Source organism: Nonomuraea sp. NPDC003804, from assembly GCF_040610675.1.
Lineage (GTDB): Bacteria > Actinomycetota > Actinomycetes > Streptosporangiales > Streptosporangiaceae > Nonomuraea.
This window is the reverse complement of record NZ_JBEXMT010000002.1, coordinates 137,381-160,440: the sequence shown is the minus strand read 5'-3', so window position 1 is coordinate 160,440 and position 23,060 is coordinate 137,381. Positions and strand designations below refer to the sequence as shown.

Sequence of the window (23,060 nt, the reverse complement as noted above, 5' to 3'; positions counted from 1 at the left end):
CGGGGTGTTCCCCGCTCGTCGAGCGGCCGCCGTCCGGGCTCGGCGAGCCACGGGGCCCGGCGCGCGGGCGACCCCGGCGGCCGGTCTCGAGGAGGTGCCCGAGGCCTGACGCAGGGCCGTAGTAGAAACTAGCGCCGGAACCGCGGGAAAGCCGCGCGACCCGCGTAGCGCGCGGCGTCGTCGAGGATTTCCTCGATACGGAGCAGCTGGTTGTACTTGGCGACCCGGTCGGAGCGCGCGGGGGCGCCCGTCTTGATCTGGCCGCAGTTGGTCGCCACGGCGAGGTCGGCGATCGTGGTGTCCTCGGTCTCGCCCGAACGGTGGCTCATCATGCAGCGGTAGCCGTTGCGGTGGGCCAGGTCGACCGCGTCGAGCGTCTCGGTCAGCGTGCCGATCTGGTTGACCTTGACCAGCAGCGCGTTGGCGGTGCCCTCGGCGATGCCGCGGGCCAGCCGCTCGGGGTTGGTCACGAACAGGTCGTCGCCGACGAGCTGGACCTTGTCGCCGAGCGCCTTGGTGATCTTGTTCCAGCCTTCCCAGTCGCTCTCGTCCAGCGGGTCCTCGATGGAGACCAGCGGGTAGGACTCGACCAGGTCGGCGTAGAAGGCGATCAGCTCGTCGGCCGAGTGGCCCTTGCCGTCGATGGTGTAGACGCCGTCCTTGTGGAACTCGGAGGCGGCCACGTCGAGCGCCAGCGCGACGTCTTCACCCGGCCGGTAGCCGGCGCGCTCGATGGCGACCAGGATCAGGTCGAGCGCGTCGCGGTTGGACGGCAGGTTGGGCGCGAAGCCGCCTTCGTCGCCCAGGCCCGTGGCGTAGCCCTTCTCCTTCAGCACACCCTTGAGCGCGTGGTAGACCTCGGTGCCGACGCGGAGCGCCTCGCGGAACGTCTCGGCCCCGATCGGGGCGATCATGAACTCCTGGATGTCGACGTTGGTGTCGGCGTGGGCGCCGCCGTTCAGGATGTTCATCATCGGCACGGGCAGCACGTGCGCGTTGGGTCCGCCGATGTAGCGGAACAGCGGCAGGTCGGCGCTGTCGGCCGCGGCCTTGGCCACGGCCAGCGACACGCCGAGGATGGCGTTGGCGCCGAGCTTGCCCTTGTTGGGCGTGCCGTCCAGGTCGATCATGACCTGGTCGATGATGCGCTGCTCGTCGGCGTCGATGCCCAGGATCTCGTCGGCGATCTCGTCGGTGACACCGAGCACGGCCCTCTCGACGCCCTTGCCGCCGTAGCGCTCGTCGCCGTCACGGAGCTCCACGGCCTCGAAAGCGCCGGTGGACGCCCCGCTGGGGACCGCTGCGCGGCCTGTGCTGTTGTCGTCGAGGAGGACCTCGACCTCGACCGTCGGGTTGCCCCGGGAGTCGAGGATCTCGCGGGCGGAAACGGCCTCGATGGAAGCCACGTCAGGCGCTCCTAGAGTCGAAGGACGGTTTGCCATGAAAGCCTATCGACCTCTACCAGCCGGTACGCCATCGAGGCTCCACATGGCCACGCCCCTGCCGGCGACGCCCGCGACCACGACGGGCTCGCCGCCGACCACCCCCGTGGCGACGGCGCCCACCTCGCCGGCGGCGATCACGGTGGCGTACGGCCGGCAGGTCGCCAGGTCCCATACACGCACGCCGTCGCCCGCTCCGACCAGCAGGTTCCCGCTGGCGGCGAGGAAGGGCGGGGCGGAGTCGACGCGGCAGGTCTCCTGACCACCGTCGGAGTCGACGACCTCCACCTGCCCGCGCCCCTGGACGGCCAGCACCCGCCGGCCCGCGGCAGGGACGGCGGCGTGGACCGCGACGGCGCCCTCCCATGGCATCGTCTCGGGCCGTGGCGTGCCGGCCCACGGCCGCCACCTCTTGACCCGGCCGTCGGAGCCGCCGACGAAGACGCTCTCGCCGTCCCCCGCCGACGACAGGCTGCCGGTCCCGCGGCCGTCGAGCAGGAACGTGCCCGTCCTGCCGCCGGTCGCCAGGTCCCACGCCTGGATGCGGCCCTCCGCGCAGCCGGCGACCGCCGCGGCGCCCTCCGGCCGCTGGACGACCGCCAGGTGGGGGCGCCCCTCGCAGACGGAGATCGCCTTCACGGGAACCGAGCTGCCCGGGTACCACCAGCGCACCGCGCCGTCGTCGGCCGCCCACACCAGCGCCTGCCGCCCGCCCACGTCGGCGAAGGTGAGCGAGCCGAGCCCGCGGGCGCGCTGCCGCGGCGCCCGGGCCACCAGGCCGCCCTTGACCGGGTCCCACACGCTCAGCTCGCCGGTTCCTGCCTCGGCCGCCGCCACGACGGCCGCCCCGTTGAGCCGGCCGACGGCCAGGGCGTTCACCGTTCCCCTCCCGAACGCCGCGCCGATCCGCCTGCCGAAGGCCGGGGCGGGTGACGCGGCCGCGACGGCGCCTCCGCCCGCGCTCGGGGCCGTGGTGCCGCCCTGCCAGACCAGGCCGGCCGCCAGCCCGGTCATCAGCACCGCGCCCACGGCGCCCACGGCGAGCGGGCGGCGCCGTACCGGGGCCGCGCGGCGCGCCCTGGGCGAGGACGCACGCGAGGAATCGCGCGAGGACGCACGCGAAGGCCTCGCGTTGCCGGGTGCGGTGCCACGGGTCGTGGTGCCGTCCAGGAGGGCGTGCAGCACCTCGTCGGCCGACGGCCGCGAGTCCGGCTCCTTGGCCAGGCAGGCGGCCAGCAGCGAGCGCAGCGGCTCGCCGACGCCCCGCAGGTCGGGCTGCGCCGTGAGAATGCGGTGCATCACCGCGGGAATCGACTCCCCCGCGAACAGCGCCCGGCCCGTGGCGGCGTAGGCCATCGTCGTCGCCCACGCGAACATGTCCGAGGCGGGACCGGCGGGCCGGCCAGCGATCTGCTCCGGCGACATGTAGCCGGGAGTGCCGACCACGCTGGAGGCGGTGGTGCCCGCGTCCACGGCCTTCGCGATGCCGAAGTCGATCACCCTGGGGCCGTCCAGGCCGATGATCACGTTGCTGGGCTTGAAGTCGCGGTGCACGATGCCCGCGCGGTGGATGGCGGCGAGCGCGGCCGCCGTCCCGACGGCCAGCCGGTCGAGCGCGCCGCCGGCGCGCGGGCCCTCCTTCGCGACCAGCTCCTGCAGCGAGGGGCCCTCGACGTACTCGCTGACGATGTACGGCCTGCCCTGCGCCAGCCCCGTCTCGATCACCTTGGCGGTCGAGAAGGCGGCCACCCGCGCGGCGGTCGCGCCCTCCTGCAGGAACCTGCGCCTGGCGTGCTGGTCGCCCAGCAGCCGCGCGTGCAGGATCTTCACCGCGACCCTGCGGCCGTCGGGTCCCTCCCCCAGGAACACCGAGCCCTGACCGCCGTCGCCGATACCGCCGACCAGACGGTAGCCGCCTACCTCGGGCGGCTCACCAGGATGCAGTCGCCTTAATACCCCCATGCCGGACGATCCTGGCATTCGGGAGTGACATCCGCTACCGGGACTCCCAGGCCTCCACCCGGTCGCGGTAGGTCCGCGCCGCGGCGCGCAGCTCGGCCTCGGCGTCGAGCCCCGCCTGCTGCGCCCGCCGTACCAGGTCGAACAGCTCCCTGGCCACGCCCTGCCCGACCGCGTGGGCCAGGCTCTCCGGGACACCCGTGCTCTCGGCCCTGCGGATCAGCTGCGCGGCGAGGGACAGCGCGGGCTGGCCCATCGGCACGCCGTCGAACAGTTCCTTGCCCGCGCGCTCGGCGGCCTTGATGGCCTCCCAGTTGGCGTTGACCTCGTCGGCGCTCTCGACGATGACGCTGCCGAACACGTGCGGGTGGCGCCGCACGAGCTTGGTGACGATCGCGTCGGCCACGTCGTCGATGTCGAAGCCCTCGGCCACCCGCGAGTGGAAGGCGACCTGCAGCAGCACGTCGCCGAGCTCCTCCCGCAGCTCGGCGTAGTCGCCCCGCTCGACCGACTCCTGGACCTCGTAGGCCTCCTCGATCAGGTAGGGCACGAGGGAGGCGTGGGTCTGCTTGCGGTCCCACGGGCACTCGGCGCGCAGCCGGTCCATCACCGCGACCAGGTCGAGGACGCGGGCGCCCGGCAGGTCGTAGGAGCCGGGCACGACCTCGATCACCGGTGGCTCGTCGAGCGCGAGAGCGGCGTGGCCGACCGCGCGCATGAAGTGCTCGTCGTCGGTGGCGAGCCAGACCACCGTGGCGTCTACGGCCTGCCGTACCAGGGCGGCGTGGTCAGGTACGACCACCTCCACCGCGATGCCCGCCTCCGCCAGGTACGGCAGCTGCGGGTGGTCCTCCGAGGCGGTCAGCACCCGCCCCGAGGCCAGCGCCTGCCACGCCTGGCGGCTGAGCAGGCCGGGCGCGACCCGCGGGGAGGTGGTGACGATGACGAGCGGCATCTCAGCCCTGGGCGGACAGCTTGCCGAAGCGGCCGGAGTCGACGAAGCCCTTGGTGGGGTCGAAGGTGCCGTAGCGCGGACTGTAGGTGATCTTGATGGCGGCGGCTTCCTTGATCAGCCTCTGCTGGCCGCGCTGCTGGGCGGCCTGGTCGGTGCCGCCGCCGTACTGCTGCATCAGCTTGGAGATGGCGATCGAGGTGCCGATCCACTCGCGGGTGTAGGCCGGCGGCACGCCCTGGGCCAGCGTCTGCTGCTCGACCGCGGGCAGCCCGCCCGAACGGGCGATGAGCTGGTCGATCTCGCCGTCGGTGACCTTGGCGCCCGCCTTGGCGGCCAGCTGCCTGAACTGCGCGACGTTGACCATCTGCAGCAGCGCGTACTGCGTGACCGGCAGCTGCATCTGCGACTGCGGGATCTTGGCCTTGGCCAGCGCCGCTTCGAGCTGCTTGACGTTCGTGTTCAGAGCGTCGGCCGAGATTCGCTCGTTGCCGACGATGGCCGCGGCCCCGGCCTGAACGGGCGACGAACAGGCGGTCACCGCGACACCCAGCGCGGCCACGGCGACGGCCACTCGAATCGACTTCACTTTGATCCCTTCGCGATCGATCACGCTGCCCGAGCGCGTTTCGTCGGTTACTTTACCCTCGCCGGTTCGAGGAACATGACTTCGACCAGGTCCGAGCACCATTTCAGCAGCTCGAGGTCGCGCAGCGGCACCCCGCCCAGCGGCTTGGTCTTCGGCGCGGGCACGAGCAGCGTCTCGGCCGCCTGCTTGTAGATGGCCTTCTTGTACAGCCGGTCCAGCCTGACCTGCTGCGAATCCTTCAGCACGACGGGGCCGAACTTGATGTTCTGGCCCTGGAGCGTCACATCGGTCAGCCCCGCCTTGCGGGCCTTGAGCCGGAAGCGCGCCACCTCCATGAGGTTGTCCACCTCGACGGGCGGCTTGCCGTACCGGTCGGTGAGCTCGGCGCGCACCTCGTCGATGTGGGTCTCGGCGGTGATGGCGGCGATCCGCTTGTACGCCTCCAGGCGCAGCCGCTCCGAGGTGACGTAGTCGTGCGGGATGTGCGCGTTGATGGGCAGCTCGACCTTGACGTCCTGGTGCTCCTCCTCGACCTCGACGCCCGAGAGCTTGGCCTTCTGCTCCTTGACGGCCTCCGCCATCAGCCGGACGTACAGGTCGAAGCCGACGCCGGCGATGAATCCCGACTGCTCGGCGCCGAGCACGTTGCCCGCGCCGCGAATCTCCAGGTCCTTCATCGCGACGTACATACCCGCGCCCATCTCGGTGTGCTGGGCGATGGTGGCCAGGCGCTCGTGCGCGGTCTCGGTGAGCGGCTTCTCCGGCGGGTACAGGAAGTAGGCGTAGCCGCGCTCGCGGCCCCGGCCGACCCGGCCGCGCAGCTGGTGGAGCTGCGACAGACCGTAGTTGTCGGCCCGGTCGACGATCAGCGTGTTGGCGTTGGGCACGTCCAGGCCGGACTCCACGATCGTCGTGGAGACCAGCACGTCGTACTCGCGCTCCCAGAAGCCGACCATGATCTTCTCGAGCTGGTGCTCGTTCATCTGGCCGTGCGCGACCGCGATGCGCGCCTCGGGGACCAGCTCCTTCAGCCTGGCCGAGACCCTGTTGATCGAGGCGACCCGGTTGTGGACGAAGAAGACCTGGCCGTCGCGCATCAGCTCGCGCCTGACGGCGGCCGCGATCTGCTTCTCGTCGTACGGCCCGACGAAGGTCAGGATCGGGTGCCGCTCCTCCGGCGGGGTCAGGATCGTCGACATCTCCCTGATGCCGGTCAGACCCATCTCCAGCGTGCGCGGGATCGGCGTGGCCGACATCGCCAGCACGTCGACCTGGGTGCGCAGGTGCTTCATGGCCTCCTTGTGCTCGACGCCGAAGCGCTGCTCCTCGTCGATGATGATCAGACCCAGGTCCTTGAAACGCACCTCGGGGCTGAGCAGCCGGTGCGTGCCGATCACCAGGTCGACCTGGCCGCCCTTGAGCCCTTCGAGGGTCTGCTTCACCTCGCCGTCGGTCTGGAAGCGGGAGACCGGCTTCACCGTGACGGGGAAGCTGGAGAAGCGCTCGCTGAACGTCGACAGGTGCTGCTGGACCAGCAGCGTCGTCGGCACCAGCACCGCGACCTGCTTGCCGTCCTGCACCGCCTTGAAGGCCGCCCGCACCGCGATCTCGGTCTTGCCGTAGCCGACGTCGCCGCAGACCAGCCGGTCCATCGGGACGGGCCGCTCCATGTCGCGCTTGACCTCGTCGATGGCCTCCAGCTGGTCGCCCGTCTCGGCGTAGGGGAAGGCGTCCTCCATCTCCCGCTGCCACGGCGAGTCCGGCGCGAAGGGGTGGCCGGGGCTGGCCATGCGCGCGCTGTAGAGGCGGATCAGCTCACCGGCGATCTCCTTGACCGCCTTCTTCGCCCTCGACTTGGCCTTGGCCCAGTCGGCGCCGCCCATCCTGTTGAGCGTGGGCGCCTCGCCGCCGACGTAGCGCGTCACCTCGTCGAGCTGGTCGGTCGGCACGTAGAGGCGGTCGCCCTTGGCGTACTCGATGACGAGGTACTCGCGGGTGGCGCCCTGCACGGTCCGCTGCACCATCTCCACGTAGCGGCCCACGCCGTGCTGCTCGTGCACCACGTGGTCGCCGACCTTGAGCTGCAGCGGGTCGACCATGTTCCGCCGCCTGCTGGGCAGGCGGCGCATGTCCTTGGTGCTCGCCTTCTGCCCGACCAGGTCCAGATGCGTGAGTACGGCCAGCCCCGGCGTCACGAAGCCGTGCTCGATGCGCCCGGTCGAGACGTGCACCACCTTCGGCTCCGGTGTGCTGTCGAGATACCTCGACAGGCGGGCGGGCACGTCCACGCCCCTGAGCAGTTCGACCATCCGCTCGGCCGGCCCCATGCCCTCGCTGAGCAGCACGACCGCCTTGTCCTCGCCCAGCCAGCCCTTGATGTCGGCCAGCGCCTTCTGGGTGTCGCCCCGGTAGGACTCGCTGTCCTGGGCCTCGAGCTCGACGCCCTCGCCGAAGGGCGCCATCGTCCACCACGGCAGGCCGAGGGAGTCGGCCTGGTCGCGGACCTCCTCCAGGGTGCGGAAGGCCGCCGCGTCGAGGTCGATCGGCGCCTCGCCGCCGGCCGCCGCGTTGATCCACGACGCCTCGAGGAACTCCTGGCTCGTCCTGACCAGTTCCTCCGCCCTGCCCCTGATCCGCTCCGGATCGCACACGAACACCGCCGCTTTCGCGGGCAGGTGGTCGATCAGCAGGTCCATCTCCCCCGCCAGGGCCGGCGCGAACGCCTCCATGCCCTCCACCGGCATGCCCTCGGCGAGCTGGTCGAGCACCTCGGCCAGCGACGGGTGCTCGCCGGCCAGCTCGGCCGCCCGCGCCCGCACCTCGTCGGTCAGCAGCAGCTCGCGGCACGGCGGCGCGAACAGGCCGTCGCCCGCCACCTCGAGCGAGCGCTGGTCGGCGACCTTGAACCAGCGGATCTCCTCGACCGTGTCGCCCCAGAACTCCAGGCGCAACGGGTGCTCCTCGGTCGGCGGGAACACGTCGAGCAGGCCGCCGCGCACGGCCACCTCGCCGCGCTTCTCGACCATGTCGACCCGGGAGTAGCCGTTCTGGATGAGGCGCGCCACCACGTCGTCGAGCTCGGCGTCGTCGCCCGCCTTGAGACGGATCGGCTCCAGGTCGCCCAGGCCCTTCACGATCGGCTGCAGCAGCGCCCGGACCGGCGCGACGATCACCGACAGCGGGCCCGCCGTCGCGTCGCCCTTCACCGGGTGCGCGAGCCTGCGCAGGACGGCCAGCCGCTGGCCCACCGTGTCACTGCGCGGCGACAGGCGCTCGTGCGGCAGCGTCTCCCACGTGGGGAAGACCGCCACGGTGCCCGGGTCGATGAGGCTGGTCAGCGCCGCCGCCAGGTCCTCGGCCTCGCGGCCCGTCGCGGTGACGGCCAGCACCGTGCGCCGGTCGTGCTCGGCGAGCGCGGCCACGGCGAAGGGCCGTAGCGCGGCAGGCGCGATCAACGCGGCGTCGCCGCCCTGCTTGAGGGCGGCGGTCAACTTCGGGTCGGCGGAGACAAGGTCAAGCAGTCCGGAAAGACTCATCAGATACGCCCTCAAGCCCCACGACGGCAACACGACTACCCCCGGCCGGGTGGGGTCGCGGGGGTCTTGTCCGACCAGACTACTTCCACCGGCGCCACCACACGCCCGCGACGCCGCCCCACGGCCCTCCCCTCGCTCTCCCAGGGGGATGCCGGAGCCTCGGCCTCCCAGGGGATGCCGGAGCGACCCGCCCTCACCCCGGGTCGCTCGCCGCCCGGAGACCAGCCCGAACCCCTCTCCTCCCGAACCCGGCACGACGGCGGGCGAGCGCGGGCTAGAGTCCACGAGGACGGCACCGCGCCCGCCGGAGCAGCCCCTGACGTCAACCGAGACTCGCCCGCGAGTACCCCACAGGATCGCGAAGGAAATACCCAACAGATCGAGTTTGTGTGATTACTCTGGGTGACATGGCTGACGTGCAGTCGGTCGCCAGGGGCGACCTCTTCGAGCAGCGGATCCGCGAGCAGTGGACCGAGCAACTGGGGCGCAGGCTCGACCTGCTCGTCGCTGGGTGCGCCCACGACTCGCCTCTCGCCCTCGACGGGATCGACACCAGGGCCCTCGGCGTCGACGAGGACCTGCCTGCCGTCAGGGCCCTGATGGCGGGCCGTACCGACCTGGACGCCTGGACGCTCGGCGACCTGCGCTCGGTGCCCGTCACGCCGCGCTCGTTCGACGCCGTCCAGGTGACCTTTCTCGTCGAGCGCATCCAGCACGCCGAGCTGGTCCTCGACCGCCTGCTCAACGGCCTGCGGCCGGGCGGGCTGCTCCTGCTGCGGATGCGCGACCGGTCCACCGCCTACGGCCTGTGCGCCAGGCTCACCCCCGGGTGGCTGCGCCGCCTGCTGTGGTCGCGCCTGTCGACCGGCGAGGGCGCGGGGCCGCTGCCCGCCGTCTACGAGCCGGTCTGCTCCCGAGAGGGCATGCACGCGTTCTGCCTGATGCGCGGCCTGATGATCTGTGACGACCTCAGCTCGACCAGCGGCCCCGCCATGGGGCGGATCGGTTCGGCGGTGGTGCGGCTGGTCGACAAGCTGTCGCGGGGGCGGTTCACCTCTTCCTACGACGAGGTGACGATGGTCATCAGGAAGCCCCAGAATCATTTCGCCCGGCTGATATGACCGGGTAAGGTATATCCGACTAAGTCGACCGGAATTGTGGAGCGATGACGGCGAATCTCCAGTGGACCCCCGACCCTCGTGAGCTCGCCGACCTTGAGTTGCTGCTCTCCGGCGCCTTCCACCCGCTGACCGGCTTTCTCGGTCATGACGACCTTCATGAGGTCGCCGAGCACGGCACGCTCGCCGACGGCAGCCCCTGGCCCGCGCCCGTGACGCTGCGCGTCCCCGAGGCCAAGCAGGGCGACAGGGTGACCCTCCTCGACCCGGAGGGCGTCGCGCTCGCCGTGCTGACGGTGGCGGAGACCGGCCACGACGACCTGGTGGCGGGCCCCGTCGAGGCGCTCGGCGCCGCCGAGCACGGCCCCTTCGCCCGGCTGCGCCGCACCCCCGCCGAGGTGCGCGAGGAACTGGCCGGCCGTCCCGCGCTGGCCGTCACCATGCGCGGCCCGCTCGACGACCTGAGCACGCAGGAGATCCTGGCCGTCGCCGAGGAACTCGAGGGCGTCGTCGTGCTGCTGCCCCTGGCGTACGGCGAGGGCGGCCCCGCGGTGGTCAGAGCCGCGCTGAAGGCCCGTGAGAAGCTGCCGGACGACACGATCGTCGTCTCGGTGCCGCTGGCCCCCCGCGAGGACCACGAGATCGACCTGGAGCTGCGCGAGCACGTCGCGACGGCCTACGGCGCCGCCGAGCACCTGGCCGGCCCCGAGCCGGTCACGCTGCCGGGCCCGCCGCACCGCAGGGGTGTCGTGGTCTTCTTCACCGGCCTGTCAGGGTCCGGCAAGTCGACGATCGCCCGCGGCCTGCGCGACGCCCTGCTGGAGCTCGGCACCCGCACGGTCACCTACCTGGACGGCGACGTGGTGCGCCACCTGCTGTCCAAGGGCCTGACCTTCTCCAAGGCCGACCGCGACCTCAACATCCGCCGCATCGGCTTCGTCGCCGCCGAGGCCGCGCGGCACGGCGGGCTGGCCATCTGCGCGCCCATCGCGCCCTACGCCGCCACCCGCGAGGAGGTGCGGGCGCTGGTCGAGTCGGTCGGGGCCGACTTCCTGCTGGTGCACGTGTCCACGCCGCTGGAGGAGTGCGAGCGCCGCGACCGCAAGGGCCTGTACGCCAAGGCCCGCGCCGGCGAGATCCCCGTGTTCACCGGCGTCTCCGACCCCTACGAGGAGCCCGAGGACGCCGACCTGGTCATCGACACCACGCACCTCTCGGTGGGGGCCGCCGTCTCCCGGGTCCTCGACACCCTTCGCGGCGGAGGATGGGTTCGTTGATCGATCTCCCCCTGGCGGCCGGGTCGTTCGTCGTCGCGATCGTCGTCGGCCTGACCGGCATGGGCGGCGGGGCGCTGATGACGCCCATGATGATGCTGTTCTTCAACGTCCCTCCGCTGGCGGCCGTCTCCAGCGACCTGGTCGCCTCGGCGGTCATGAAGCCGGTCGGCGGCCTGGTCCACCTGCGCAGGGGCACCGTCAACCTGCGCCTGGTGGGCTGGCTGTGCGCCGGCTCGGTGCCGGCCGCCTTCAGCGGCGTCTTCCTGGTGCGGGCCTTCGGCGACGGCGCGGCCGTCCAGCAGGCGGTGAAGGTGTCGCTGGGCATCGCGCTGCTCCTGGCCGTCGCCGGTCTGGTGCTGAAGGCCTGGCTCGGCGGCAAGGGGGGCTCGTCGAGCACCCATGAGATCGTCGTGCGCCCGATTCCGACTGTACTGGTCGGTATGGTGGGCGGCGTGGTGGTCGGTGTCTCCTCCGTCGGATCCGGGTCACTGATCATCGTGGCGCTGCTGGCCCTCTACCCCGCGCTCAAGGCCAACCAGCTCGTCGGCACCGACCTGGTGCAGGCCGTCCCCCTCGTGGGCGCGGCGGCGCTGGCGCACCTGTTCTTCGGCGACTTCCAGCTCGACCTCACCTTCTCGCTGCTGCTGGGCTCGGTCCCCGGCGTCTATCTCGGCGCGCGGATCTCCGCGTGGGCGCCCGGCGCGACCATCAGGGCGCTGCTGGTCCTGGTCCTGCTCGCGTCGGCGCTCAAGCTCCTGAGCGTGCCCGACCCGGCCACGCTGTGGATCGTTGGCGCGACGGCCGTCCTCGGCGGCGCCGCGCTCACGGTCGCGGCACGCTCGTCGCGGAGAAGTGCGGATCCGTCGCGAGTGTGGTGAAGGCGCGCGCGGCCCCCGGGTCGGTGTCGAACCTGGTGTCGCCCCGCGGCGCGCGCGGCGAGTCGAAGTAGACCAGCGCCTTGATCTGCGGGTAACGCCCGATCTGGGCGCGCACGGACTCGAAGAAGGCGCGCTTGTGGCCGGCGGAGAACACCCCCCACTCCGCGATCATGATGGGTTTGCCGGGGAAGCGCCACTGCATCCAGCGGGAGAAGCCCGGCCAGCGCGGGTAGTCCTTGCGCGTCTTGTTGACCAGCCCGTCGAAGTCGCGCACCGCGCTGTCGACGTAGGGGTCCATCGCCACCCAGTCGACCACGTCGTCGCCGGGGTAGAGCTGCTCGAACCACGGCTGTGAGGCCCAGTTGGGCGCCCCCATGTAGGTCATCACCGTGACGGCGTTCCTGACCCCTTTCGCGCGCAGCCGCTGCACGACATGACGGAACATCGCGGCGTAGTCGGTGGCCGTCATGCCCGAGCCGGGGTCCGCCCTGACGTCGTCCTCGGGCTCGTGGTGGATGGTGAGGAAGAAGCGCTCGGGGAAGGTCCGCCTGATGTGGTCGGCCAGCCGGTCGATGCGGCGGTCGAGCGCCCCTCCGGCGATGGCGGCCCAGGTGGTGTCGAACGTCGGCTTCCAGTTGACCAGCAGCAGCCTCGGGTGGGCGGGGTCGCGGGCCAGCGCGATCTCCCTGCCGGTCGGGAACAGCTCGCTGCCGCGGTGGTAGACGTGCAGGATGTCGGCGGTGCGCCCCATGCGCTTCTCCGCACTGGCGAGCGCCCTGTCGGACGTCAGCCCGGTGAAGATCTCGGGCGCGATCCCCCACCACGCGCCGCAGGACGGGATGAGCTTGGCCGTGACCTCGCACGCCGGCGACTCCGTGATGCCGAGCATGCCGTTCACTTCGGCCTCGACCGTGGGGTCGGCCTGGACGTGCCGGGCCGTACCCGAGGCCGTGGAGCAGGCCGGCAGTGCGGCGAGCAGAATGAGCGCCACTGCTTTTCTGAGACGCAAGTCGTCTCCACTCCCCTCGTAATTACTGTCAGCCCCCGCCGTGTTGCCGAACTACCCTGCCACGCCTGCCACCTGCTGGGTCGCGAGTTTCCCGGATCGCCAACACCGACATTTCGCAATAATTGGCGATATTTAGCGGGGGGTCCGGGAGAAAATCTTCAGTATTCAACCGGGGAAATATCCGCCCGCCCTATAGTGACGTGACCCAGTAACCCAGAGTCGCACAGCGACTACAGGGAGATGCCTGATGTCCTCCGGCGTGGACCTGGCCGAGCACCTCTCACTGCTGCGCAGGCGCAGAAACCTCTTCCTCGCCTGCCTTCTCACCGGCCTGCTCGGCGGTCTCGCGCTGCTCTGCCTCATCCCGCCCGCCTACACCGCCACCACGCAGGTCCTCGTCGCCTCCACCGGCGTGCAGGAGCAGCCCAACCAGGTGACGGGCAGGCAGCGCGAGGCGCTCAATCTCGACACCGAGGCGCAGGTCGCCCAGTCGGCGGTCGTGGCGGCCAAGGCCGCGGTGGTGCTGAAGGCCACCCCTTCGCCGGCCGAGGTGACGGTGCCGCCCAACTCCGCGGTGCTGTCCATCGCCGTCACGGCCGACACCCCCGCCATCGCCGCCGCCCAGTCGCGCGCCTACGCCCAGGCCTACCTCCAGCACCGCACCGAGACCGCGCAGGCCGCCCTCAGCGCCCAGCTCAAGGTGCTGACCACCAAGCTGAAGCAGGTCAACACCGGCCTGAGCAAGGTCGTCGCCGAGCTGGCCCTGCTGCGCAGGGGGTCCGCCGAGCACACCGTCGCCACCCAGCGGCAGAACCTGCTCACCCGGCAGGTCTACAGCCTCACGATGAAGTACGACTCGCTGAAGACCGTCGCGGTCACCCCCGGCTACGTCATCAGCCAGGCCGCCGAACCGGCCGCGCCCAGCTCCCCCAGCGTCCCGCTCTACCTCGGCAGCGGCGTGATGCTCGGGCTGCTGTGCGGCGCGGCCGCCGCCTACGCCTGCGACCGGCTCGACACCCGAGTGCGTACGGCAGGCGACGTCGAACGGCTGACCGGGCTGCCGCTGCTGGCCGACCTGTCCGGCCCCGCCGACTCCCGGACGCTGCACGAGCTGGCCACCGCCGTGGTGGCCTCGTGCCGGGGGCCGCGCCTGCTGCTGTGGCAGGTGCCGCCGGCGATCGGCGCGGCGCCGCTGGCCCAGCCGTTGTCGATGGCCGCGCGGGTCACCGTGCTGACCGGGGCCGACGTCGCGGACGTGGCCAGGGCCGACGGCGCGCTGCTGGTCATCGGGCTGGGCGCGGTACGGGCCGGCGACGTGACGCTCGCCGTACGGCGGCTGGAGCGGCACCGGGTGCCGGTCATCGGCGCGGTCACCGTCGCGGCGCCCGGTCCCTCGCCGGCCGCACCCGTCGCGGGCAAGGCGGTGCCGGGCGAGGCGGCGCTGGGCAAGGCGGCGCTGGACAAGGCAGCGACGGGCAAGGCGGTGCCGGGCAAGGCGGTGCCGGCGAAGGCGGCCACGAGCATCCCCACTCCCATCGTCCCCGCCCCCGCGCGCCGGGCGGCCAGGGTCAGTCCCGTCACCGGCGACATCCTGGCGCGGGGCGCAACGGGCCCGCGGCAGCGCACCGAGGGGCCGGAGACGTCACCGATGCCCCAGGTGTCCGACACGTGACGGTGCGGGACACCCGCCCGAACAGCCGGGCAGCATGGCCGATCGGAGCCCTGCTGGTCGGCTATCCCGTATGGTGGGCCCTCGGCTTCGGCGGCCTGGCCGTGATCGTCCTGGCCGTCCCCATGGCGTGCGTCCTGTGGCGCAGGCGGCCGATCAGGCTGCCGCGCGGGCTGGGGCTGTGGGCGCTCATGCTGGTCGGCTACCTGCTCAGCGCCCTCATGCTGGGCGAGATGCCGCAGGACACCTACGGCGACTTCGGCGCGGGCCGCGTCATCGGCTACCTCATGCGCCTGGCTCTCTACGTCTCCCTCCTGATCATGGTGCTCTACCTCGGCAACCTCACCGAGCGGGAGCTCCCGCAGCTGCGCCTGGTCAGGATGCTCGGCGTACTGTTCGTCACCACGGTGGCCGGCGGCCTGCTCGGCGTGTTCTGGCCCACCTTCGCCTTCACCTCGCCGCTCGAACGCGTGCTGCCCGCCTGGATCGCCGGCAACCCGTTCGTCGAGAACCTGATCCACCCGACGGCGGCCCAGATCCAGAAGGTGCTCGGCCACGCCTCGCCGCGGCCCGAGGCGCCCTTCGAGTGGGCCAACGCGTGGGGCAGCAACCTGTCGGTGCTGCTCATCTGGTTCGTGGTCGGCTGGTGGGTCCACGGCGGGCCGCGCCGCAAGGCCGTGGCCGTCGCGCTCGTCGCGGCGGCCTCCGTACCGGTCGTCTACTCGCTCAACAGGGGCCTGTGGATCGGCCTCGGCCTGATCGTCGTCTACCTCGTCGTCAGGGTCGGCGGGCGCACCCGCCTGACACTGTGCGCGGCGGGGGCGCTCGGCGCGGTCGTGTTCGCCGCCAGCCCCCTCACCGACCTGGTGATCCAGCGCCTGGACAACCCGCACAGCAACGACATCAGAGCCTTCACCGTGGCCGCCACCGTCAAGGCCGCCGCCGGCTCGCCGTTCATCGGCTACGGCAACACCCGCAACGCCATGGGCAACCACCGCACGATCACCACGGGCAGGACCGACTGGTGCAGGGAATGCGGCCACCCACCGCTGGGCAGCGACGGCCAGCTGTGGCACCTGATCATCACGCAGGGCTTCGTGGGCGCCGCGCTCTACGTCGCCTTCTTCCTCGGCGCGATCCGCCGCCACTGGCCCGACCGCAGCCCCATCGGCCTGGCGGGCGTGCTGGTGATGATCCTCGTGCTGCTCTACATGTTCGTCTACGACGGCCTGGTCACGCCGCTCAGCCTCTACCTCGTCTCGTTCGCCCTCCTGTGGAGGAACACCTATGCGTGACGCCCGCGTCAGGCTGCGCTACCTCGGTCAGACCATCCGCCTGCTCTACCCGGGGCAGGGCCGGCCGCAGGCCTACAGCGTGCTCCCGCACGCCGTACTCCCCCGGCGGCTGCGACCGCGCCGCTGGTGGCACGCGCCCCTCGCGCCGAAGCTCATGCTGCCTCTCGAGGGCTCGATCGAGAGCCATCTGAGCGAGGTGTTCGGCGCGCCCGTCCGCGTGGTCCTGCACGTACGGCCCGCGCGCAGGGCCAACCGCAAGCCCGTCCTCGAACTCCACTCGCAGGGCACGCTCATGGCCTACGCCAAGATCGGCGACACGCCACGGACCCGCGAGCTCATCACCCACGAGGCCGCCACGCTGCGAAAGCTCGCCGACCTGCCGCTGAAGACCGTCGTGCCGCCGGTCGTGCTCTACCACGGCGCCTGGAACGAGCTGGCCGTCCTCGCCCTGTCCGCCCTGCCCGTACGGCGGGCCCGCGTCTCCCCCGCGCTGCTCACCGCGGCCGTCAAGGAGATCGCGGCCACCGGCGGCCCCGCGGGCCCGGCCTGGCACGGCGACCTGTCGCCGTGGAACATCGCGCCGACCGGCGACGGCCGCCTCCACGTGTGGGACTGGGAGCGCTACGAGGTCGGCGTGCCGCCCGGCTTCGACGCGCTCCACCACCTGTTCCAGCGGGCACTGCGCCGCATGCCGCCCGACCAGGCCGCCAGAGCCTGCCTGGCCCGGTCGGCGCGGGCGCTCGCGCCGCTCGGGCTCTCGTCCGCGCAGGCCCGGCTGACCGCGATCCGCTACCTCATCGCGCTCGCCGACCGGCACGCCGCCGACGGCCACGAGCCGCTGGGCCCGCCGTCCTGTTGGCTCAACCCGCTCGTCGATCACCAGGAGCTCCTCATATGAACGCCATGAAGCACTCGGTCATGTCGGTCTCGCGCACCACCGGGCGGCTCACCTCCGGCGGCCGGGTGCTGCCGTCCTTCCTGATCGTGGGAGCCCAGCGGTGCGGCACCACCTCGCTCTACCGCGCGCTCGCCCAGCACCCGCTCCTGCTCAAGCCCGTGCTGCACAAGGGCATCCACTACTTCGACATCGACTACGCCAAGGGCCCGTCGTGGTACCAGGGGCACTTCCCGCTCAAGGTGGGCGCGGCGCTGCTCAAGAAGCGGTACGGCAGGCAGCCGCTGGCCTTCGAGTCGGCCCCCTACTACATGTTCCATCCCCTGGCCGGCGAGCGGATCGTCAGGGACCTGCCGGGCGTGAAGCTGATCGTGCTGGTGCGCGACCCCGTCGAGCGGGCCTTCTCCGCGCACTCCCACGAGCTGGCGCGCGGGTTCGAGCTCGAGTCCCATTTCGAGTACGCGGTGGAGCTGGAGCTCAGGCGCCTGGCAGGGGCGGAGGACCAGCTGCGCTCCCAGCCTTACTCGGTCCACCACTCGCACCGTCACCACGCCTACCTGGCGCGCGGCCGCTACGCCGAGCAGCTCAACCGGCTGGAGCCGCTGTTCGGGCGGGAGCGGATCCTCGTCATCGACAGCCACCGGTTCTTCGCCGAGCCGGAGGTGGTCCACGACGAAGTGCTGGACTTCCTGGGCGTCCCCCCGATGGGCAACCCGGTCTTCGAACGGCACAACGGCAGGTCCAGGCCCAAACCGCTGCCCGAGCCGATACGGCAGGCGCTGATGGAGCACTTCGAGGTGTACGACCTGGACCTCGTCCCGTGGCTGGGCGGTGATCCCTCGTGGCGCAGGTGACGACGGATCCCGCCGGCCGGGAAGGGCGGGGAGCGGTGGGGCGGGTGGCCCGCGGGGGCATCGCGGGCATCACCGGCGCGGGAGCCGGCGCGCTCGCCCAGTTCCTGCTGGCCGTGGTGGTGACCAGGGCCTTCACCGTCGAGCAGGCGGGCACCTTCTTCACCGCCGCCGCGCTGGCCCTGATGGTCGCCGGCGTCGCCAAGCTCGACGCGGGCAACGGCCTGGTCTACTTCATCGCCCGCGCCAGGACCTACGACTACCGCGGCATCTCCGGATACGTCCGGGCGGCCGTGGCTCCCGGCGCGGTGCTCTCCCTCGCGGCGGGCGTACTCCTCCACCCCCAGCTCGGCCCCCTCGCCCTGGCGCTCCCCTGCATCGTCGTCGCCGACGTGCTCCTGGCCGCCACCCGAGGGTTCGGCGCGATGCGCCCGACCGTGCTGCTCGACGGGATCGTGCTTCCCGTCGAGCAACTGGCCCTGGTGGCGGCCGTGGCGTACGCCGTGCCGGCCGGCCTCCTGCCCGGCCTCCCCGTCCCCGAAGCGCTCGCCGCAGCGTGGGGCGTGCCGTACCTGATGGTCGTGGTCCTGGCGGCGGTCAGCCTGCGCGCGCGGCTGCCGCGCACGCCGTACCTGCCCGGCACCGGGCGCGACCTGTGGCGCCACACCGCGCCACGGTCGGCCGCGGGCGCGATCCAGGCGGTGTTCCAGCGGCTCGACATCGTGGTCGTCGCCCTGCTGGCGGGCCCCGCCGAGGTCGCCTGCTACACCGCGGCGACCAGGTTCAAGGTGGTCGGGCAGCTCGCGAACCAGGGCCTGGCCCAGGCCGCCCAGCCCCGCCTGGTGCGCGCTCTGGCCGAGGACGACCTGGCGCGGGCGCGCGAGCTCTACCAGGTGACCACCATGTGGCTGGTGCTCCTGACCTGGCCGGTGTGGCTCGGCTACGCCGTCCTGGCGCCCTGGCTGCTGCGCGTCTTCGGCACCGGGTACGGCCACGCGGTGCCCATCGCGCTGGTTTTGGCGGGCACGATGATGGTGGCGACGGCGTGCGGCATGGTCGACGTCGTGCTCACCTCGGCCGGCCACACCACCACCAGCCTCGCCAACCTGCTCGCCGCCGTCGGGTTCACCGTCCTGCTCGACCTCGCGCTCATCCCCGCGCACGGCGCGCTGGGCGCGGCGCTCGGCTGGTCGGGCGGGGTGCTGCTGAAGAACCTGCTGCCGCTCTGGCAGATCCACCAGCGCTACGGCCTGCGCCCCTTCGGCCGTCACAGCATGACCGCGCTCAGGTTCCGCTCATGGGCGGCCGCGTGAACCCCGTCCTCGTGACGGGCCTGCCCCGCAGCGGCACCAGCTGGGTCGGCAAGATGCTGGCCGCCTCGGGCGAGCTGGTCTACGTCAACGAGCCGCTCAACCCGCAACACCCGCCCGGCCGCTGCCCCGGCGTGCTGCGCGCCGGCGTCACCCACCGCTTCCAGTACATCTGCGACGACAACTCCGCCCACTGGCTGCCCGCCTTCCGCGACACCGTCGCCCTCCGCTACGGCTGGCTGGCCGAACTGCGTGCCAACCGCTCGCCGTACGACCTGGCCCGGCTCGTCCGGTACGGCACCGCCTTCGCCTGGGGACGCCGCACCGGACGGCGGGCGCTCCTGGACGACCCCTTCGCCGTGCTGTCGGCGAGCTGGTTCGCGCGCACGCTCGGCTGCACGGTCATCGCGCTGGTCCGCGACCCGGTCTCGCTCGCCGGCTCGTGGACGCGGCTCGGCTGGACCGTCTACTTCCACGAACTGCTCGAGCAGCCGCTGCTCGTCCGCGACCACCCCGAGGTGGAGGAGCTACGGGCGCTGGTCGGCTCCCAGGACCGCATCGCCAAGATCTGCGCGCTGTGGCGGGTGGCCCGCGCGGTCCTCGCCCGCGCGGAGGGCGTCACCGTCGTCTCCTACGAGGATCTCGCCGGCGCGCCCCTGCCGGGATTCCGCAGGCTCTACGAGGTGGCGGACCTGCGCTGGTCCCCCGCCGCCGAGCGCCGCGTCACGCGCGCCTGCACGACCCCGGGTACGGCCGAGCGCGGCTTCGCCTGGTCCGGCCTGTCACGCACCGCCTACCGCCCGATGGACTCCAGCAGCGCGCTCCACTCCTACCGGGACCGCCTGACCGACGCCGAGATCGCCACGATCCGCACCCTCACCAGCTGACCACCCCGAGCCCACCAGCACGGACGCCCGGCCTCCGAGATCGTCAGAACCCGCGCCCTCGCCACCCCAGGGCCCGAAGCCACCGGAACCCGCGCGCCCTCATCAGCTGGCCCAAGCGTGAGACCACCGGAATCGCCGCCCTCAGCCGCGTGATCGCCTCCGAGATCGTCAGAACCGGTGAGCTCTCACCGCCGGGCCGACGTCCACCGGTCCCGTAAGGACCTGGCCATCAGCCGCAGCGCGAACGGCAGGTCGTCGACCAGGTAGCGTCTGGCCAGCCGGTCGGGCTCGGCCGCCAGCCGGAACAACCACTCGGTCCCCGTGCGCCGCATCCACGCCGGCGCCCTGGCCACCGACCCCGCCGCGAACGCGATCGCCGACCCGCACCCTACGAACCACGCCTGCGGCAGGTCGGCACGCAACTCGGCGATCAGCCGGTCCTGCTTGGGGAACCCGAGCCCCACGAACACGATGCCCGGCCCGGCGGCGACCAACCTGGCCCTGACCTCGGCCAGCACCTCGGCGCTCCTGTCGAACCCGTACGGCGGAGCGTCCACCCCGCACACCGCCAGCCCAGCGCACCGCGCCGTCAACTCCCGCGCCGCTGCGGCCGCCACGCCGGGCGGACCGCCGAGCAGGTAGACCGGATGACCGGCCGCGGCGGCCATGGCGCTGAGCGACCAGATCAGGTCGGCGCCCGTCACCCGCTCGGGGATGGCCGTGCCGAGCAGCCTGGACGCCCACACCAGCGGCATCCCGTCGGCCACCACCAGGTCGGCGGCGGCGACCAGGCGCCTGAGCGCGGGCTCGCGCGAGACGGCGCGGCAGATGTCGATGTTGGGGGTGACGATGTGGCCGCCCGTGCCGCGCCGGAGCGCCGTGGCCACCCAGTCGACCACCTGGCGCTCGGTGAGCGGGTCCACCTCGACCCCCGCCACCTCCACCCGCGCGGGCCGGCCGCCCGTCCGGCCGGCATCGGGCTCGCGCACCCCGGCCACGCCGGAACCGGCGGCGCCTTGGGGTGCCCGTGCCGCGCCCGGAGAGAGCAACACCCCAGGGGCCGACGGCACCACAGGAGCGGGAACCATCTGAGAGACCGGAAGCGCCCCAGAAGCCGGAAGCGCCCAACAGCCTGGAAGCACCCCGCGCGCCGGGACCACACCACGCGCCGCGGAGCCCCCGGGGGCGCGAAGCGTCCCGAAAGCGCTGGACCCCTCTGAAGCCGGACCCGCCCCAGGAGCGAGCACCACGCGCGAAGCCGATGGCGTCCCGGAGACCGGAAGCACCTCAGGCACGCGACACGCCTCAGGAGCCGCGAACACCCCGCAAGCCGGGAACACCTCGGGAGCGGGAAGCCCCAGGCAGCGGCTGGGAGTCCCGGGCGAGGAGAGCGGTTCCCCGGTCAGGTCCTGGGTGGTGGGCCGGGAGGGCTGGTCCTCGGCGGGGCTCCTGTCGGGGGTGGGGTGCGGTGCCGGACCGCTCAAATCCCGTGGCCCCTGTCGTGCAGCAGGGCCAGCACCGCGGGAGCGGACACCAGCCCCGCCGCCACCGCCAGCGCGATCGGGGCGCGTGGTTCGCCCAGGTGGGCGGCGAACGTGCGCAGCGCCCACCGGCCCGCCTCCCTGCGCCGCCCCAGCGCCGCGTGGTGGAAGGCGAGTTGGCCGTAGATCCGCGCCGCGCCGCGCGGATCCACGGCCAGTTCGGGGTGCCGGGCGAGCATCCACTCCAGCCCGGCGATGCGGTCGGCCCATCTGGTGACGTACTGCGACGCCCCCCAGCGGACCCTGACCAGCGGACGGTCGACGTGCGCGATCGGCTGCCGCTTGGCGGCGCGCAACGCGAGGTCCCAGTCCTCGTTCTGGCCCGCGGGCGCGCTCTCGTCGACCCAGTAGGCACCGCGTCGGAACAGGAACGTCGAGGAGTGCACCATCACCATGCGCGAGCGCACCAGGTCGGCCTTGGTGACCTGGTCGGTTCCGGCGAGCCTGGGGACGCGGCGGGAGCCGTACTCGACCTCGATGGAGCAGCTGACGAAGTCGGCGCCGTCGGAGAGGGCGTGGCGCTGGGCGGCGAGCTTGCCGGGCAGCCAGACGTCGTCGTCGTCGCAGAAGGCGACCAGGTCGGTGTCGGAGGCGGCGATGCCGGTGTTGCGGGCGCCGGGCAGGCCGGGGCTGAACCGGTTGGGCAGCACCCTCACCCGGTGGCGCCCGTCGGCGTGGGACCTGGGCGCGACGACGTCGGCGACCTGCTCGGCGACCGCGGGCGGGTCTCCGCCGTCGGCCACGATGACCAGCTCGATGCGGCCTGGATAGTCCTGGGCGAGCACCGCGCGTGTCGCTGCCCGCAGCTGGGCCGGCCGCTTGCCCGTGGTGGGGATCACCACGCCGACCGAAGGAGTCATGCCGCCGCTCCGCGATAGCCGTACCTGGTCATGAGAGGGGCCGTCAGGCCCGAGACGACGGCGCGCTGGACGGGAGGCAGCCCGCCGCGCCACGCGTCGTCGTGGAAGAGCCGCACCTGGCCGACGGCGAACCGCATGGGGTTGCCCGAGGCGGTGTGGGCGGGGCCGAGGCTCGCGGTGGCTCCGTCGAGGAAGGCGAGGCGGGTCTCGAGGCCCAGTTCGGTGGCGAGCGCGGTGAGGGTGCTGTGGGGGTCGGCGAGCAGGTCCTCGTAGCGGACCCTGGTCACCCTGGCGCCCCGTCGGGACAGCAGGTCGAGCGCGAGGTTCTGGGCGCTCCAGTGGAGGGAGGTGCGCATCGCGCCCCACCTGGTCATCGGGCGGCCGTCCTCGGGGCGGGCGACCGTCCTGCGCCAGGAGTGGGCCACGGCGCGGGGGTCGCGCACGACGTGGACCACGCGGGGGGCCACGCCGCCCGCCGACAGGCAGAACGCCAGCGAGGCGTGCTTGCTGGAGTCGACGACGACCGTGCCGCCCGTGACCTCCAGGGCGGCGGAGTAGACGCGGTCGTAGGCGGCGACGTACTCGGCCAGGTCGGGGTGACCGACGGCGGGGATGCGCCTGGTGCGGTCGACCCGGTGGCGCAGCGCCAGAACCCGCTCGGCCAGTTCCCGGGGCCAGCCGCCGAAGGCGCGCTCGCCCACCTGCCGCCAGAAGGGGCAGCGCCCGAACGGCTCGCCGCAGCCGCACGGCTCGTCTGCCAGCACTCCGCGCGCCCAGAGGTGGACGACCTCGCCGAGCGGCACGACGCCGGGCAGCTCGCCGAGCAGGCGTTCGAGCAGCGTGGTACCACTGCGGCCGAGGCCACCGAGAAAGATCACCCGGCTGGTCATGGGCTCGCCTCCGGCGGTGCGGCGGATACGGACCGTGGAGACATTAGCGCGGAGAGTAATCACGGTGTCACGGAAACGTAAAAGGATCTACCTAAGCGGCGG

18 protein-coding genes are annotated in these 23,060 nt (G+C 72.5%); 9 read left to right on the top strand and 9 right to left on the bottom strand.

The window, feature by feature from the left end:
* Window positions 1-128: 128 nt before the first annotated feature.
* Genes eno through mfd form a run of 5 tightly spaced genes read right to left on the bottom strand, consistent with a single transcriptional unit; the run spans window position 129 to window position 8,478 of the window.
* Window positions 129-1,406 (bottom strand): phosphopyruvate hydratase, encoded by a 1,278-nt coding sequence (eno, locus tag ABZX22_RS02995; RefSeq protein ID WP_354905542.1) that lies wholly within the window; start codon window positions 1,404-1,406, stop codon window positions 129-131.
* Window positions 1,407-1,448: 42 nt separating this feature from the next.
* Window positions 1,449-3,404, bottom strand: coding sequence for a serine/threonine-protein kinase (locus ABZX22_RS02990; protein WP_354905539.1), 1,956 nt, complete (start codon window positions 3,402-3,404; stop codon window positions 1,449-1,451).
* Window positions 3,405-3,438: 34 nt separating this feature from the next.
* Window positions 3,439-4,356 (bottom strand): MazG family protein, encoded by a 918-nt coding sequence (locus tag ABZX22_RS02985; protein ID WP_354905536.1) that lies wholly within the window; start codon window positions 4,354-4,356, stop codon window positions 3,439-3,441.
* Window position 4,357: 1 nt separating this feature from the next.
* On the bottom strand, window positions 4,358-4,942 hold the full coding sequence (locus ABZX22_RS02980; protein ID WP_354905534.1) for a SurA N-terminal domain-containing protein: 585 nt from the start codon (window positions 4,940-4,942) through the stop codon (window positions 4,358-4,360).
* Between the two features lie 47 nt (window positions 4,943-4,989).
* Window positions 4,990-8,478: a transcription-repair coupling factor gene (mfd, locus tag ABZX22_RS02975; RefSeq protein WP_354905531.1), complete on the bottom strand. Its 3,489-nt coding sequence runs from the start codon at window positions 8,476-8,478 to the stop codon at window positions 4,990-4,992.
* Between the two features lie 407 nt (window positions 8,479-8,885).
* Here mfd and ABZX22_RS02970 point away from each other — a divergent pair, with 407 nt between their 5' ends.
* Genes ABZX22_RS02970 through ABZX22_RS02960 form a run of 3 tightly spaced genes read left to right on the top strand, consistent with a single transcriptional unit; the run spans window position 8,886 to window position 11,751 of the window.
* On the top strand, window positions 8,886-9,599 hold the full coding sequence (locus ABZX22_RS02970) for a methyltransferase type 12 (protein ID WP_354905530.1): 714 nt from the start codon (window positions 8,886-8,888) through the stop codon (window positions 9,597-9,599).
* A 44-nt stretch (window positions 9,600-9,643) separates the two neighbouring features.
* The gene (gene cysC / locus ABZX22_RS02965) at window positions 9,644-10,873 is read left to right on the top strand and encodes an adenylyl-sulfate kinase (RefSeq protein ID WP_354905528.1); all 1,230 of its coding nucleotides are present in this window, start codon (window positions 9,644-9,646) and stop codon (window positions 10,871-10,873) included.
* Window positions 10,870-11,751 carry a sulfite exporter TauE/SafE family protein gene (locus ABZX22_RS02960; RefSeq protein WP_354905526.1) on the top strand — a complete coding sequence of 294 codons (882 nt, stop codon included), beginning with the start codon at window positions 10,870-10,872 and terminating at the stop codon, window positions 11,749-11,751. The genes cysC and ABZX22_RS02960 overlap by 4 nt, the downstream gene beginning before the upstream one ends.
* On the opposite strand, the gene ABZX22_RS02955 is transcribed toward ABZX22_RS02960, so the two are convergent.
* Window positions 11,696-12,760 (bottom strand): hypothetical protein, encoded by a 1,065-nt coding sequence (locus ABZX22_RS02955; RefSeq protein WP_354905524.1) that lies wholly within the window; start codon window positions 12,758-12,760, stop codon window positions 11,696-11,698. The genes ABZX22_RS02960 and ABZX22_RS02955 overlap by 56 nt on opposite strands.
* Window positions 12,761-13,007: 247 nt before the next feature.
* Between ABZX22_RS02955 and ABZX22_RS02950 the strand changes: the two genes are divergently transcribed.
* Genes ABZX22_RS02950 through ABZX22_RS02925 form a run of 6 tightly spaced genes read left to right on the top strand, consistent with a single transcriptional unit; the run spans window position 13,008 to window position 19,667 of the window.
* A complete protein-coding gene (locus ABZX22_RS02950; protein WP_354905522.1) occupies window positions 13,008-14,432 on the top strand; it encodes a Wzz/FepE/Etk N-terminal domain-containing protein in 1,425 nt (474 codons plus the stop codon).
* A complete protein-coding gene (locus ABZX22_RS02945; RefSeq protein ID WP_354905520.1) occupies window positions 14,429-15,724 on the top strand; it encodes a hypothetical protein in 1,296 nt (431 codons plus the stop codon). Before ABZX22_RS02950 ends, ABZX22_RS02945 begins: the two co-directional genes overlap by 4 nt.
* Window positions 15,717-16,622 carry a hypothetical protein gene (locus ABZX22_RS02940; RefSeq protein ID WP_354905517.1) on the top strand — a complete coding sequence of 302 codons (906 nt, stop codon included), beginning with the start codon at window positions 15,717-15,719 and terminating at the stop codon, window positions 16,620-16,622. Before ABZX22_RS02945 ends, ABZX22_RS02940 begins: the two co-directional genes overlap by 8 nt.
* Window positions 16,619-17,473, top strand: a complete 855-nt coding sequence (locus ABZX22_RS02935) for a sulfotransferase domain-containing protein (protein WP_354905516.1) — start codon at window positions 16,619-16,621, stop codon at window positions 17,471-17,473. The genes ABZX22_RS02940 and ABZX22_RS02935 overlap by 4 nt, the downstream gene beginning before the upstream one ends.
* Window positions 17,470-18,783 (top strand): polysaccharide biosynthesis C-terminal domain-containing protein, encoded by a 1,314-nt coding sequence (locus tag ABZX22_RS02930; protein WP_354905513.1) that lies wholly within the window; start codon window positions 17,470-17,472, stop codon window positions 18,781-18,783. The genes ABZX22_RS02935 and ABZX22_RS02930 overlap by 4 nt, the downstream gene beginning before the upstream one ends.
* Window positions 18,768-19,667 (top strand): sulfotransferase, encoded by a 900-nt coding sequence (locus ABZX22_RS02925; protein ID WP_354905510.1) that lies wholly within the window; start codon window positions 18,768-18,770, stop codon window positions 19,665-19,667. Before ABZX22_RS02930 ends, ABZX22_RS02925 begins: the two co-directional genes overlap by 16 nt.
* A gap of 185 nt (window positions 19,668-19,852) precedes the next feature.
* On the opposite strand, the gene ABZX22_RS02920 is transcribed toward ABZX22_RS02925, so the two are convergent.
* The 3 genes from ABZX22_RS02920 to ABZX22_RS02910 all read right to left on the bottom strand — a co-directional run bounded on the left by ABZX22_RS02920 (window position 19,853) and on the right by ABZX22_RS02910 (window position 22,958).
* Window positions 19,853-20,755 carry a WecB/TagA/CpsF family glycosyltransferase gene (locus ABZX22_RS02920; protein WP_354905508.1) on the bottom strand — a complete coding sequence of 301 codons (903 nt, stop codon included), beginning with the start codon at window positions 20,753-20,755 and terminating at the stop codon, window positions 19,853-19,855.
* A gap of 392 nt (window positions 20,756-21,147) precedes the next feature.
* Window positions 21,148-22,068: a glycosyltransferase family 2 protein gene (locus ABZX22_RS02915; RefSeq protein ID WP_354905505.1), complete on the bottom strand. Its 921-nt coding sequence runs from the start codon at window positions 22,066-22,068 to the stop codon at window positions 21,148-21,150.
* Window positions 22,065-22,958 (bottom strand): sulfotransferase, encoded by an 894-nt coding sequence (locus ABZX22_RS02910; RefSeq protein ID WP_354905503.1) that lies wholly within the window; start codon window positions 22,956-22,958, stop codon window positions 22,065-22,067. The genes ABZX22_RS02915 and ABZX22_RS02910 overlap by 4 nt, the downstream gene beginning before the upstream one ends.
* Window positions 22,959-23,060 lie beyond the last annotated feature (102 nt).

Excerpts from the sequence above, each read along its gene's own strand:
- ABZX22_RS02985 (WP_354905536.1), bottom strand. The coding sequence starts at position 4,356 with ATGCCGCTCGTCATCGTCACCACCTCCCCGCGGGTCGCGCCCGGCCTG.
- ABZX22_RS02915 (WP_354905505.1), bottom strand. The coding sequence starts at position 22,068 with ATGACTCCTTCGGTCGGCGTGGTGATCCCCACCACGGGCAAGCGGCCG.
- ABZX22_RS02920 (WP_354905508.1), bottom strand. The coding sequence starts at position 20,755 with ATGGTTCCCGCTCCTGTGGTGCCGTCGGCCCCTGGGGTGTTGCTCTCT.
- ABZX22_RS02990 (WP_354905539.1), bottom strand. The coding sequence starts at position 3,404 with ATGGGGGTATTAAGGCGACTGCATCCTGGTGAGCCGCCCGAGGTAGGC.
- ABZX22_RS02950 (WP_354905522.1), top strand. The coding sequence starts at position 13,008 with ATGTCCTCCGGCGTGGACCTGGCCGAGCACCTCTCACTGCTGCGCAGG.
- cysC (WP_354905528.1), top strand. The coding sequence starts at position 9,644 with ATGACGGCGAATCTCCAGTGGACCCCCGACCCTCGTGAGCTCGCCGAC.
- ABZX22_RS02935 (WP_354905516.1), top strand. The coding sequence starts at position 16,619 with ATGAACGCCATGAAGCACTCGGTCATGTCGGTCTCGCGCACCACCGGG.
- ABZX22_RS02970 (WP_354905530.1), top strand. The coding sequence starts at position 8,886 with ATGGCTGACGTGCAGTCGGTCGCCAGGGGCGACCTCTTCGAGCAGCGG.
- ABZX22_RS02910 (WP_354905503.1), bottom strand. The coding sequence starts at position 22,958 with ATGACCAGCCGGGTGATCTTTCTCGGTGGCCTCGGCCGCAGTGGTACC.
- mfd (WP_354905531.1), bottom strand. The coding sequence starts at position 8,478 with ATGAGTCTTTCCGGACTGCTTGACCTTGTCTCCGCCGACCCGAAGTTG.
- ABZX22_RS02925 (WP_354905510.1), top strand. The coding sequence starts at position 18,768 with ATGGGCGGCCGCGTGAACCCCGTCCTCGTGACGGGCCTGCCCCGCAGC.
- ABZX22_RS02940 (WP_354905517.1), top strand. The coding sequence starts at position 15,717 with ATGCGTGACGCCCGCGTCAGGCTGCGCTACCTCGGTCAGACCATCCGC.